This window comes from Mesoplasma tabanidae, from assembly GCF_002804025.1.
In the GTDB taxonomy this organism is placed as follows: domain Bacteria; phylum Bacillota_I; class Bacilli_A; order Mycoplasmatales; family Mycoplasmataceae; genus Mesoplasma; species Mesoplasma tabanidae.
In genome coordinates this window covers 438,825-452,688 of the sequence record NZ_CP024969.1, presented here as the reverse complement: position 1 = coordinate 452,688, position 13,864 = coordinate 438,825, and the positions used below count along the sequence as shown (strand labels likewise).

The window sequence follows — 13,864 nt, the reverse complement described above, 5'->3', positions numbered from 1 at the left end:
TGAAATAATATATTAATTTGTTAAAATATAAAAAGGAAAAGAAGAGAACTATGAAGTATAAAAATTTGGAAATTAAAGATAATTCGATAAAACTGAATAAATACCAATCAATTCATTTTAATTTTGAAGGTTTACAAAATAAATTAAAAGAAATAAAATTTCCGGTTCTAATACTAGATACAGAATTTTTTAATCGTAGTCATGACTTTGAAAACATAAAACCTAAATTATACAGTGAAGAAGAAAAAGATATAGTTTATTTAATGAACTATTCATTTGCTAAAAATTTTAATGAAGTTTTAACTAGAAATAATCATAAATCAATAAACAGTTTATCAATTAAAAGAAAAATCAATGATGATAAATATGATTTTAAAAATCAATATCAGTCAATGATTAAAAGCTTTATTAATATGTGTGTAAACAAAAACATTAGAACAATTATTTTTGCAGGACAAGATAATGATAAAAAAATAATCGAACAATGAATTAATACATACAAAGCTTTATTTAAGAATAAAAAAACTGATTTATTTATTTTCAATAAAGATACAAAAAGCTATAAGTTAAATAGTTTTGATATATATGATGCATTAGAGCAAAATTTAAGTTTTTCTAATTATTCAAAAAATGGTGAAAAATTTTATAATGAACAAAACCTTAAAAAGGGTGATGTAGATGATTCTATTAAAATAAGAAGTTTAAAAAAATTCTTTGACTACACAGAAGAATTACATAATAAATATAATTTTAAAGATGATAACATAACATTCTTGTGTAGTAGAGCTTTAAAACTATTTAGTTTAGAAAATGTTTCACAATATGAACATAATAAATTATCTAAAAGTTTAAAAGAAGCTAGATCACATTGTTATGATGATGTATTAAAAATATTAGTTTTAATAAAGTTCTTAAGTTATATTATGAACAAACAAATGGGGGAAACATGAGCAAGTGTATAGGTTGTGGAATTTTAAAACAAAATAAAGATCAAAATAAACCTGGTTATGTTATTAAACCAGAAAATGAATATTGTTTAAGATGTTTTAAAATTAAAAACTATAATGAATTAATTAATCAAGAAATAAATGCTGAACAATTTATTTTAAAACTAAAAACTTTAATTCAAAATGATAAACCAAAAGATATAGAATTCTTTTATATAATCGATATTTTTGATTTAGAAGGAAGTAGAGTTAAAGAAATTGAAGAAGCTATTAAAAGATACCCAGTTACAATTGTAGTTAATAAAATAGATTTACTCCCTAAAGCTGTGAAACTAGCAAAAATAAGAAGATATATAACTGATCTATTCTCAAAAAGTGCTATATACGATGCAAACATTATTTTAAATACAAGTTTTAAAAATAATTTTACAAATAGTTTGTTAAACAAAATTAAGAAAACTAAAACTAAAAAATATTTCATTGGTAGTTCTAACGTTGGTAAATCTTCAATTATTAATTCACTTTTAAGAGCTAACAATTTGATACCTCAAATAGTTGAATCTAAATACTTTAATACAACATTAGACTTCATTCAAATTAAATTATCAAGTGATGATATTATATTTGATACACCAGGAATTGCTAGAAGCAATTCTGCTGCTAACTTGTTAGATAAAGAAGAATGAAAATATATTTACTTCAATAAAGAAGTTGCACAAAATACTTTTCAATTAAAACCATTTAACTCAATTTTTTATGCAGGTATTGCTTGAGTTGATTTTGAATGAGAAAGTGATGAAATTAACAGTTTTCATTTCTTCAATAACAAAGAAATCAAATTACATAGAACTAATACAAAAAATGCGTTTGATTATTACACAAGAAATAAAGAAAATATTGTTCCGTATAATTTAGACAATAACTTTGTTAAAAGAGAGTTTATATTTAGTGAAAAAGATATAAACAAAGAATTTGAAATATCTATTTCAGGATTAGGTTGATTTAACTTTAAAGTTAAAAATCCAATGAAAATAACAATAAATATTCCTACAAGCAATGTTGAAGTTGAAACAACATTAAGAAAACCATTAGTTTAGTATAAAATAAGTTTAAAGGGGTATTAAAATGAGTCAATCAAAAGAAATGTCAATGCCAGAAGTTATTCAAGAAATAAATCGTTTGGCAAAAATAAAAAAAGATCGTGAACTGACATCAGAAGAAAGCACATATAGAGAAGAATTAAAAGCTCTATACTTAAAATACTTTAGAAGTGGTTTTGAACAACAATTAAAAAGCACAAAAGTAATAGATGCACAAGGAAATGATGTAACACCAAGCAAACTAAAAAATGAAGGAGATAAATATGATAAACAAAAATAACAACAATTTAAATGCTTTAAGAATTTTAGGGGTTTCTGCAATTAATAAAGCAAATTCAGGTCACCCAGGTATTGTATTAGGGGCTGCACCAATCGTTTATACTTTATTTAACAAAATAATGAAACATAATCCTAAAAATCCTAAGTGATTTGATAGAGATCGTTTCGTATTATCAGCAGGACATGGAAGTGCTTTATTATATTCAGCATTACATTTAGCTGGTTATAATTTATCAATGGATGAAATTAAAAACTTTAGACAATGAAATAGTAAAACACCAGGTCACCCTGAATCTCACTTAACTGAAGGTGTTGATGTAACAACTGGACCTTTAGGTCAAGGAATTGCTATGGCTGTTGGATTGGCAATTGCTGAATCTCATACAGCATCAGTATATAATCAATCAGATTTAAAATTAGTTGATCACCATACATTTGTTTTATGTGGTGATGGAGATTTACAAGAAGGTGTAGCTCAAGAATCAATTAGTTTAGCTGGTAGATTAAAATTAAATAAATTAATTATAATTCACGACTCAAATGATATTCAATTAGATGACAAAGTTGAAAAAGCTCAAAGTGAAAATATGCACGAAAGATTTAAAGCTGCTCAATGAAATACTTTAAAAATTAATGATGGTGAAGATTTAGTAGCTATTGAAAAAGCTATTAATGATGCTAAAGCATCAGATAAACCTACATATATTGAAGTTAAAACAATTATTGGTATAGGAGCCACAAAACAAGGGACTAGTGCAGTACATGGTGCCCCAATTGGTTCAGATATTGAAACTGTTAAAAATGCTTTTGATTGAAAATATAATGATTTTGAAATCCCAAATGAAGTTTATTCACATTGAAACGAAAATATTTCAAAAAACTTATCTATTGAATCAAAATGAAATGAAGATTTAAATAAATTAAAAGCATTAAAACCAGAATTAGCAAAACAATTTGTGAATGCGCTTAATAAAGAAATTAATTTTGATTATGAAGAATTACTTGCAAAAGCACCAGAAAAAGCTGAAGCTACAAGAGTTAGTTCAGGAAACATTTGAGACAGTATAAATGCTCAAGTTAAGTTCTTAATTGGAGGATCAGCTGATTTAGTATCATCAACAAGAATTAAAGGTGCTGATGGTCAATTTGATGTTGATAACAGAAGTGGAAGAAACATTCTTTATGGTGTTAGAGAATTTGCAATGGGTGCAATTAACAATGGTATTCATCAACATGGTGGATTAATTCCGTTTTCAAGTGGATTCTTTGTATTCTCAGATTATATGAAACCAGCAATGCGTTTATCATCAATTATGAATTCTCAACAATTATTTATCTTTACTCATGATTCGGTTGCTGTTGGAGAAGATGGCCCAACTCATCAGCCAATTGAACAATTAGCAATGATCAGAAGCATACCTAATCATATAACTTTTAGACCAGCTGATTATGCTGAAACATTAGCATCATACAAAATAGCATTACAGGATTTAAAAAACTGCCCTTCAACTTTAGTTTTAACTAGACAGGATTTAGTTCAATTACCACATAATGATGTTTATGAAGAAGTTAAAAGAGGTGCATATTTAATGTTAGATCAACCAAATGCTACTATAACTTTAATTGCAACAGGAAGCGAAGTTGGATTAGCTATGCAGACAGCTGCTAAACTAAAAGAAGAAGGTATTATTGCTAAAGTTGTATCAATGCCGTCAACAAACTTATTTGATCAACAAGAGCAATCATATAAAGACAAAATTATTGATAAATCAACTTTAAGAGTTTCAATCGAAATGGGAACAACTTATGGATGAAGCAAATATACTGCTGATAATGGCTTAAATATTGGAATCGATATTTTTGGAGCAAGTGCACCAGCTAATACAATAATTAATCAATATGGATTTACAAGTGAACAAATTTTTAATAAAATTAAAAAGGTTATAAAATAATTTTAAAATAAAGAAAAAATAGAATAGAGTGAATTTATGGTACTATTAACAACAGAATTTTCAGCAGGAGGATTAGCAGGAATGCTAATTGGAGTTATCTTAGGAGCAATTATTTTAGGAGCAATTATTGGATTTTTCATTACTAGATCAATGGTTAAAAAACAATTAAAAGATAACCCACCTGTTACAGAAAAACAAATTCGTGCAATGTACATGAGCATGGGAAGAAAACCAAGTGAATCAGACATTAAAAAAACAATGCGTGCAATGCAACAAGCTAAAAAATAATATATAATTAAAAAACTCATTTAAAATGAGTACGAATTAAAATTGGAACTGCAACACTTATGAGAAAATAATCTCATTGGAATTGCAGCTTTTTTTATACAAAAAAAGCAACTTCTGACCGATCAAAGCCCAAAGGAGTTACCATGAATAATTATAAACAAATATCTTTAAAAGAAAGAACTTTAATTGAATATCTATTAAATGTTCAAAATAAATCAGTTTTTTTCATAGCTAAAGAACTAAATAGAAATAGATCAACTATTTACAGAGAAATTAAAAGAAATAAAGCAGCTATGATTTATAAAGCCAAGGATTCACAATTTACTAGAGATATTAATAATACCTTATCTCATCAAAATAAAATAAGTAAATATAATGAATTCTTGAAATTTCTTTATATTAATTTTAATCCAAAAAGTTTTAGCATTGATGTTTGTGTTTTTAAAGCCAAAGAACTTGGGATTAAAACACCAGCAACCCAAACTGTTTACAATTGAATTAAGAATAAGCAAATAAAAATTAAATCAAAAGATTTATTGAGACCTAGGTTTTGATGAAAAAAGTCTAGTAAATATAAGCATTATCTATGAGAAATATCAAAAATGAATTCCATTCTAATTACTTATATACCTAAAAAATATTAATCAAAGAAAAGACATTGGTCATTTTGAAATTGATTTAATTGTTAGTTCTGGCAATAGTTCAAAAGCCATAATGACACTAGTTGAAAGAGTTACTAGAAAAGGTTTTGCAATTAAATTAGAAAATAAAACTATGAAACATACAAAAGAAAATTAAAAGAATTAATTGCAAAAGAAAATTTAAATGGTTTGATCAGAAGATATTTACCTAAGAAAACTAATTTTACAAATTTAAAAGGTGATATTAAATGAAATAAATAAAATGCCTCGTAAAATCCTGAATTACAAATCAGCTCAGAAATTTTATGAGACATTCGGTTAGAAGTGTTGCACTTTCATTTACAATTTATACTCACTTTTATAACAAAGTGAGTTTTCTTTATTTATAATTAGGAGCTTCAGCTGAAATTTCTACATCATGAGGATGAGATTCTTTTAAACTAGCTCCTGTTATTTTAACAAATTTAGCATTTTGTCTTAAGCTATCTATTGTATTAGAACCAGTGTAACCCATTCCACTTCTTAGACCACCAACTAATTGAAAAATAACTTCTTCTAAAGTTCCTTTAAATGGAACAACAGCTTCAATCCCTTCAGGAACTAATTTTTTAGCTCCCTTTTGAAAATAACGATCACTACTTCCACGTTTCATTGCTGCTAAAGAACCCATACCAACATAAGTTTTATATCTTTTATTATTGATAATAACTTCTTGACCAGGAGCTTCTTCAGTTCCAGCTAACATGCTTCCTAACATTACAGAATGAGCACCTGCTGCTAAAGCTTTAACAACATCTCCAGAGTATTTAATTCCACCATCTGCGATTAAAGTTACATCTTTATTAATAGATCAATTATAAACATCATTAATTGCGGTAATTTGAGGTACTCCAACTCCAGCAACTACTCTAGTTGTACAAATACTTCCAGGACCAATTCCTACTTTAATACAATTAGCACCTGCATTGTATAATGCTTCAGCACCTTCGACTGTACAAATGTTTCCTGCAATAATATCCAAGTTAGGATATTTACTTCTAATTGACTTAACAACATCAATAATGCCTTTACTATGACCATGAGCTGAATCAACTACTAAAACATCAATACCAGCACTTATTAGGGCCTCTAGACGAGTTAAAGTTTCATCATTGACTCCAACAGCTCCACCAACTCTTAAAGAACCCTTAGCATCAATACATGCGTTTTTATATTCTTCAGAGGGCTTTGATGATTTAACTATTTTGATTTCTTTTGCTTGTTGTTCAATTGTTAAATTTTTATGAACAATTCCAATACCACCAATATTAGCAATAGCAATAGCTAGTTCAGATTCAGTAACAGTATCCATAGCTGCAGAAATGATAGGAATATTTAATTCAATATTTTTAGTTAACTTAGTTTTTAAACAAACTTCATGTGGTAATACTTCTGAGTAATTGGGCACCAAAAGTACATCATCAAAAGTTATTGCTTCATTTATAATTTTTCCGTTTAAATCTTTGTTCATTTTTACTCTCATTCTATTGTTCCAGGAGGTTTTGATGTGACATCATAAACAACACGGTTAACATTATCTACTTTATTTATTATTTCATTTACTACTTCGTCTAAAAACTCTCAAGGAAGATGTGTACTTGTTGCTGTCATGAAATCAATTGTATTAACGCTTCTTAACGCAACTACATAATCATAAGTACGATTGTCTCCCATTACACCAACCGTTTTAACAGGTAATAAAGTTACAAAAGCTTGTGAAACTGAATTATATAAGTTTCAGTCTCTTAATTTTTTAATGAATATAGCATCTACTTCTTGTAATATTGCTACTTTATCTCTAGTGACTTCTTCAATTACTCTAATTCCTAATCCAGGTCCTGGAAACGGATGACGATTAATCATTTCTTCTGGTAATCCTAATTTAAAACCAACTTGTCTAACTTCATCTTTAAATAAATTTCTTAAAGGTTCAATTAGTTTAAATTTTAAATCTTCAGGTAAACCACCAACATTATGATGAGATTTAATAGTTTTTGAACTAGCACCATGTGAAGAAGACTCAATAACATCAGGATAAATAGTTCCTTGAGCCAAAAAGTCAGCATCTTTATATTCTCTTGCTGCGTTAGTAAAAACATCAATGAAACATTTGCCAATTACTTTTCTTTTAGCTTCAGGTTCTTTAATATTTTTTAATTTAGAAAAGAAAAGATCACTAGCATTAACTAATTTTATATTTATGTCAAAATTAGTTTCATATGCTTTCATTACTTCATGACTTTCATTTTTTCTTAATAAACCTGTATCAACAAAAATACAAGTTAACTGTTTACCAATTGCTTTACCAATGATAGCTGCAGCAACTGAAGAATCAACTCCACCACTTAAACCTAAAATAACTTGCTTATCTTGAACAATTTCTTTAATTTCTTTAATTTGTTCTTCAATAAAATCATCTAGGTTTCAATCTTTTGTACATTTTGCAACATCATATAAAAAGTTTTCTAACATTTCTTTTCCTTGTAAAGAGTGAGTAACTTCAGCATGAAACTGAATACCATAAATTGGCTTAGTAATATGTGAAATACCTGCAATACTTGCATTAGAATGAGCTATTTGTTTAAAATCTTTTGGTAATTTAGTTACATGATCAGCATGACTCATTCAAACTTGAGTATTTGTATCAATATTTCTGAAAAGAGGATTATTTTTATCATCAATTGTAATGATTGCCTTACCAAACTCTTGTTCATTTGCTAATTCAACAGCGCCTTCAAAATATTGGGTTAATAATTGCATACCATAACAAACTCCAAGTATGGCTATATCTAAATTTAAGATTTCAGAGTCTATTTTATAAGCATTTTGTAAGTAGACACTTGATGGTCCTCCAGAAAGAATAATACCTTTTAATAAAGGGTATTGTTTTATTTTTTCGATTGAAGTATCAAAAGGCAATACTTCAGTATAAATATTAGCTTCTCTAACTCTTCTAGCTAAAAGTTGTGTATATTGACTTCCAAAATCTAAAATTAAGATTTGAGTGTTTTTCATTTTTAATCTCCCTTCAAATAAAAAAAGTGAGGTTTTTTATAGAAAAAAACCTCATGCTTATAGTCTAAGGATAGGTCCAGAGGCAGGTCGGTAGCCCATTATGCTACCATGTATAAGATTTTTATATTTAATTATTTTAATTTATTATATATTATTGCTATATTTATAATCAACAATAAAAGTAAAAATATTAAGAAGTTATAAAAAATAGTTTAAAAATATTAGATTCTATAACTAATTTGGTTAAAAAGTTCAATGTATTAATAAAAAAGAATCCCGCACATGCAAGATTCAAAAATATAGCTTATTTGTTAAAGATAAAAGAATTATTTATTAATTAACAATTCTTGAGGTGTTATTTCAAGACCTTCAATAAGTCTTTGAAAAACTTTAATTGTTATATTTCTTCTTCCTCTTTCAAAGTCAGAAATATAATTTTTTGAAATACTTGATCTAAAACCTAACTCTTCTTGTGTTAAACCCTTACTAGATCTGATTTTTCTTAAATTAGCTGCAATAATTAAAATTAAATCATTTTCTGCATTATATTTTTTCATTATTTAATTTCTCCTTTAAACCTTTTAATGATTTAAATTTAATTGCCTTATGTGAAGGAACAAGTTTTAATTCACCTGTTTTGATGTTTCTCATTGTTGCTTCATTAACTAAAACTGTTGAAAACTTAGCAAAATTATTAATTCTAATTACTGAGTCTTCTTTAATTAAATTACTTTCCATTAATTCAAATAAGCTATCTACAATTTTTTTAATTTTAACCTTTGTTAATTTATTTTCGTTACTTACAAAAATTGAATCAATTAGATTTTTTTTAGTAATTTTGTTTTTTCTTATTAAGGACTTTTTTTGAGTTATTTTACCTGCCTCAATTATATTCTTATTTTTTGATAGAGTTTTTGATCTATTTTGATCTTGATTATCATTTTTCATAATTAAAATTGCTTGATCTACTTTACTATCTTTAGAATTAAGATTCTTATACTCATTTTCTCTTATTTCATTGCCTATTTTTTTCATAAATAGAATTAATTCTTTTTTTGTCATTTCTTCTAAAACTACTTCATCAACATTTATATTATTTAAAATGGCATAGTTTTTAATTTTTTGAGCATTTTTAACTAATTCACTTAAATTTTCTTTAATTAAAATTGATCCATCTGATTTTGCTCTTTGTTGCAGCAAAGTCAAATCGTTAATATTTTCATTATTAATTTCATCAAAAAATGTTTTGTCTTCTTCATAATGAGGATAATCATCAATATCAAAGTTTTCAACTTGTAAAATTGTTTCATTTTCAAGTTCTTTTTTCTCTTTTTTTAGCACGTTTTTTGATTGGCTTTTACTTTTAATAATTAGAATAATTAAAGTAAGAATTAAAATAGGTAAAACGATAAGCAAAATAATATTAGCTACATAATCAATTATGTTGGGTAAACTTAAATTTGCTGGCGGAATTAGTCCAATAGATTTTAATGATAGTAAAATATTAGTATTGTTTACTAGTGCATTTACTATTTTGATTAAAAAGAAAATAACTATTGTTATTATCACACTAAAAGCTAAAATTACTTTACTTTTTTTACTTTTTTGCTTTTTATTTTGTTTTTCCATTAATTTCCTTTCTTAATATTAAAACCCTTCATTAAAAAAGAAGGGTTCAAAGGTATTTTTGATAAACCATTTCTTATTATAAATTTATTCGATTTATAATATCTTCTAAATCATTAATCAATTTATTTAGTTGCGAATTGATCATTTCAGCGTCTGATATACTAACTCTGAATTCACCTAGTTTAAGTAAATTTTTATTAGAGCTAATTTCTGTAATTAAATTTTTATTTAATTGTTTTTTAAACTTAATTAAATTTTCTAAATTAGCTTCTACATCATTACCACTAAAAAATTTTTTAATTTGTTCTGTCATAATATTTTATCTTTCTATTTTTAATCAACTATAGTGATTTGCTGAAGTTGAACATGTAGAGTTCTATTAGCAGCTTTGTATGTATTCTCACTATTTTTTGTTAAAAATACTACGTAATAACTAATGTTTTGAGTATTATTAATAGTTGTTCTAGTTAATGCGTGACTTGAAGAAACTAACTCATTTAATGAATTTGTTTGTCCTAAAATACTTTCAATATTCTGATTTAAGTTTTCTTGACTTTTATCAAAGAATAAAACTTCGTCAACATTAAATAATTGACCATTTGTATCAGAAACATAGTTAAATGCAGTTGTATTATTAAAGTACTGAGTATTATTAACAAATTTATTTATTTTTGCATCTTTATCATCGCCACTATAAATATTTAAACTTTCGACAAATTGTTTTTGTTGAAGTTTATCATTTTCGTGATTTCATTCTTGCGTAATTTCTTGTTTTAATAAATAGTCTTTTTGAATTTTATTTGTATTGATATTTGAATCAAATTGAATGAATTGTGGTTCAATATATTTTTTATTTTTACTTGTCAAGACATGTCACTTTAAAGGAGTCGATTGAATTTTTAATATTTCAATATTTGTTTTTATTTTATATTTTTCTTTTTCAATTACTTCTTTTGAAAATTCATAACCAACAGATGCTTTCAAAGTAATATTTACTTCATTTGTTCAATACATTGAATCAATAGATGTTTCAAATTCGTTTATAGCTAAATTAGTAACACTTTCAATTACAATTTGTTCACTTTTTAAAATTGTTTTTTGTTGAGCTAAAATTTTATCTTTAAAATCATTATAATCGCTAAATTTTTGAGTTTTAACTCAATTATTAATTGATTCTGTTGCTTCAGTTATAACATTTTCTTCTATTATAACTGGATCCACAATTGTTCCTTCACAAGCAAATTTTTTATTTTGTTCAGTCACATTATCATCAAATTCATAGTATTCTGAATCATTATTTTTAATACCGATTGTTCCACTTACTGTAAATTTAGTAAGCTTTGGAAGTGACGGATCAGATGGTGGAGTTGGTTCAATGAATTTAACTGTAACTGTTTTGAATACTACACCTTCAGACGGAGTTCCTGGAATATTTGCATTTGGTACAAATGCGTTTTTAACAGCATTTTCGCTTTTAAAATAAATAGTATCTAAAAAGTTTTGCAATCCTATTATGGTCATTTCCAAATCTTCTTTTGTTATTTTTTTCTTAGGTGCTGGTTTATTTCCACCAAAATTATAAATTAAAGTTATAGAACCTGTATATTTATAATTATTTTTTGAAGTACCATTACCAGTTAATACAATATTTTGCTGTTTATTGGTAATTGTTCCCTCTTTAATTTCATCGTCAACTTTCACACTAATTCCACCAGATATATCAATTTTTTGATTAATTAACTCTGCTTCCAATGCCTCATTATTTCAAGGTTCTTGGTCATCTTCTTTACTATGCAATATTGTAGTCAAAAATCTTTCAATTGAATCAATATTTTGTTTTTCTGCTTTAGTAGAACATGAAACAACAATTGTTGATGCTGAACTTGTAACTACTAAACTTGATAGCGCTAATAATAATTTTTTCATTTTCAGCTTCCTTTTCTATTTTATTTATTAAATTCTTTCAATAAATGTATATCTTCCAAGTGAAGCAAAGTCAAATGATGTTGATTCATCACCTATTGCAAAATCAATTAAGTTTGAAGAAATACCAAATTTTAGAGTTGATTCTCTTGTTGCTTGCATTGTTAAACCTTTCATCAAGGGAGTCCCATTTTGACCAGTATAGTTACTATCTTGTATGTATGCACTTCTTATATTTCTATATCCGATTTGAGTATAGTCTGAGTATGTAAAATTCATATATGTGATACCTGACATTTTTGCAATTAAGTTTTCTTCTTTAATTTGCTGAGCTTCAACTCCTGTGTTTAAACTCAAAGCATTTGTAAAGTCATTAGCATTAATTTTTCCGTTAACTGCTCCAGTTTCTTTTAAGTAATCTCAAATGTTGAAATCTGTACCATCTGATTTTTTAACTCCAGTTTCACCTGACATTTTAAATTTGTTTCTCATTTGTTGTTGTGATGCATTTGGTGAAGTTCAAATATCACTTTCTTGTATTCCATAGAATGTATGGAATACATTAAACATTTCTTCAATACCTTTGTAATATGAACTGAATATTTTTGATTGTGATGAGTCTGTTGTTTCAGATATTGCTGTTGCATTGTTATCAATTGCAATTGAATATGTAAATCCAACATCACTTAATCTTTGTGTATAACCATTATTTAATGAAATAGTTAGTCCTTTAATTGTCACTGTTTCGCTTGAAATAGACATAGCTAATAGATCATCTGTTCTTTCATTTTTTTCAACATTTATTGAATTTTCTGTTCTTTTTGTATATTCACTTATAATTTTTGAGTTATATTCACTTAATGTTTTTTTTCATTGTCCATCAATACCAGCATATAAAGTTTCATCACCGCTTACTTTATTACCTTCTATTTGAATACTTCCTGTAGTTTTTATTTTTCCAAAGAATGTGTTTCAAACTTCTCAGTTATTATGACCATAGTTTAATTGTATTTTTCCAGTATTGTTTAAATGATTTGTCTGTTCTTGTCTAATGATGTCGTTTTCGTTGTAGTAATTAACTTTAATAGCACTTACAACAGGCGTACCATTTGTAAAGTATTTAGATTTTACAGTAGTTGTCATTGATTTAGCAAGATTTTGATTATATTTGTTAATTGCTGACTTATAACTAGTTGTATTAGCTGTTAATAAGTCTTGAGTTGTTAAACTTGGTTCTAATGCTTTCAATGTTGCATAATCAACATAAACAGTTGAATTTGCTTCTTTTAACATATCTCCTGCTAATTCATTACTAATTTTGTTAATTGAAGCTATAATTTCACCATTGTCTGAAACAGTAATAACAATTGTTCCCCTTACAACTTTTGTGACTGTTGCTTTTTCAGCATCTTTATATTTGTAAGTTGAAGAGAAATTTAAATTTATGCTTGAGATAAACCCTTCTCCACTCATACCAGTAGCACCATAAGTCATTTCAGCATTTTCATAATCAAATTTAAGATCATCAATTCATTTTGAACCAAAACTACCTATTAAAACACTGTATGTTGATGTACTAATAGCATTTCTTAAATTTGCCATTGCTTTAGCTGGACTTAATAAAGATTCAACGTTTGAAGTTAAATCTTTTTTTTGATCAGAATTTAAAACATCATAAAATTTAACAGCTTGATCATCAGCATATGTTGAATTTTCAGGGTTTGTTTCACCACCATTTGATGCTTGTTCGTAAATTGACTTTAAATTATCTTGTTGAAAGAAAATTAAACCATTTTTTGAAGCTTCTGTATCTAATAATGTTGCTCTTGTTGCCATTGGAGATGAAACAATTGTTGAAAATTTATTTTGAACTTCAGATTCAAATTGTCTAATTAATTCTCTAATTGCTTCTTTTTCTTTTTCTTCTGGATCAGGTCTTTCTGGGCCTGTATTACCACATGAGATAACAGCCATTGAAGAAGTACCAACTACAGCGAATGATGATAATATTAATAATAATTTTTTCATATTTTTTCCTTTTCTTTTCTTAA

The 13,864-nt window shown here is 26.4% G+C and carries 13 protein-coding genes and 1 riboswitch; of the genes, 6 read left to right on the top strand and 7 right to left on the bottom strand.

All coding sequences use genetic code 4. The annotated features are described in order from the left end of the window. The first annotated feature begins 50 nt into the window (after positions 1-50). From MTABA_RS02010 to MTABA_RS01985, 6 genes are all read left to right on the top strand, one after another. A complete protein-coding gene (locus MTABA_RS02010) occupies positions 51-962 on the top strand; it encodes a hypothetical protein (protein WP_100679531.1) in 912 nt (303 codons plus the stop codon). Next, positions 947-2,044 carry a ribosome biogenesis GTPase YqeH gene (gene yqeH / locus MTABA_RS02005; protein WP_100679530.1) on the top strand — a complete coding sequence of 366 codons (1,098 nt, stop codon included), beginning with the start codon at positions 947-949 and terminating at the stop codon, positions 2,042-2,044. Before MTABA_RS02010 ends, yqeH begins: the two co-directional genes overlap by 16 nt. Before the next feature lie 28 nt (positions 2,045-2,072). After that, positions 2,073-2,327, top strand: a complete 255-nt coding sequence (locus tag MTABA_RS02000) for a DUF896 domain-containing protein (protein WP_100679529.1) — start codon at positions 2,073-2,075, stop codon at positions 2,325-2,327. Further along, positions 2,311-4,278, top strand: a complete 1,968-nt coding sequence (gene tkt / locus MTABA_RS01995) for a transketolase (protein WP_100679528.1) — start codon at positions 2,311-2,313, stop codon at positions 4,276-4,278. The genes MTABA_RS02000 and tkt overlap by 17 nt, the downstream gene beginning before the upstream one ends. Positions 4,279-4,314: 36 nt before the next feature. Then, positions 4,315-4,566, top strand: a complete 252-nt coding sequence (locus MTABA_RS01990; RefSeq protein ID WP_100679527.1) for a YneF family protein — start codon at positions 4,315-4,317, stop codon at positions 4,564-4,566. Between the two features lie 143 nt (positions 4,567-4,709). Then, the gene (locus MTABA_RS01985; protein WP_100679526.1) at positions 4,710-5,210 is read left to right on the top strand and encodes a helix-turn-helix domain-containing protein; all 501 of its coding nucleotides are present in this window, start codon (positions 4,710-4,712) and stop codon (positions 5,208-5,210) included. A 376-nt stretch (positions 5,211-5,586) separates the two neighbouring features. Here MTABA_RS01985 and guaB read toward each other — a convergent pair whose 3' ends face one another. From guaB to MTABA_RS01950, 7 genes are all read right to left on the bottom strand, one after another. Next, positions 5,587-6,717, bottom strand: a complete 1,131-nt coding sequence (guaB, locus tag MTABA_RS01980) for an IMP dehydrogenase (protein WP_167373323.1) — start codon at positions 6,715-6,717, stop codon at positions 5,587-5,589. 2 nt (positions 6,718-6,719) lie between these two features. Further along, positions 6,720-8,261, bottom strand: coding sequence for a glutamine-hydrolyzing GMP synthase (guaA, locus tag MTABA_RS01975; RefSeq protein WP_100679524.1), 1,542 nt, complete (start codon positions 8,259-8,261; stop codon positions 6,720-6,722). A 55-nt stretch (positions 8,262-8,316) separates the two neighbouring features. Beyond that, a riboswitch (nucleoside riboswitch) is annotated at positions 8,317-8,379 on the bottom strand. A gap of 208 nt (positions 8,380-8,587) precedes the next feature. After that, positions 8,588-8,818, bottom strand: coding sequence for a helix-turn-helix domain-containing protein (locus MTABA_RS01970; RefSeq protein WP_100679523.1), 231 nt, complete (start codon positions 8,816-8,818; stop codon positions 8,588-8,590). Then, entirely contained in the window at positions 8,805-9,890 is a 1,086-nt protein-coding gene (locus MTABA_RS01965; RefSeq protein WP_100679522.1) for an HU family DNA-binding protein, read from the bottom strand. Before MTABA_RS01965 ends, MTABA_RS01970 begins: the two co-directional genes overlap by 14 nt. A gap of 76 nt (positions 9,891-9,966) precedes the next feature. Beyond that, positions 9,967-10,203, bottom strand: coding sequence for a hypothetical protein (locus MTABA_RS01960; protein ID WP_100679521.1), 237 nt, complete (start codon positions 10,201-10,203; stop codon positions 9,967-9,969). A gap of 20 nt (positions 10,204-10,223) precedes the next feature. Then, complete coding sequence (locus MTABA_RS01955) at positions 10,224-11,816, bottom strand: hypothetical protein (protein ID WP_100679520.1); 1,593 nt, start codon at positions 11,814-11,816, stop codon at positions 10,224-10,226. A 27-nt stretch (positions 11,817-11,843) separates the two neighbouring features. Further along, the gene (locus MTABA_RS01950; protein ID WP_100679851.1) at positions 11,844-13,841 is read right to left on the bottom strand and encodes a hypothetical protein; all 1,998 of its coding nucleotides are present in this window, start codon (positions 13,839-13,841) and stop codon (positions 11,844-11,846) included. Positions 13,842-13,864 lie beyond the last annotated feature (23 nt).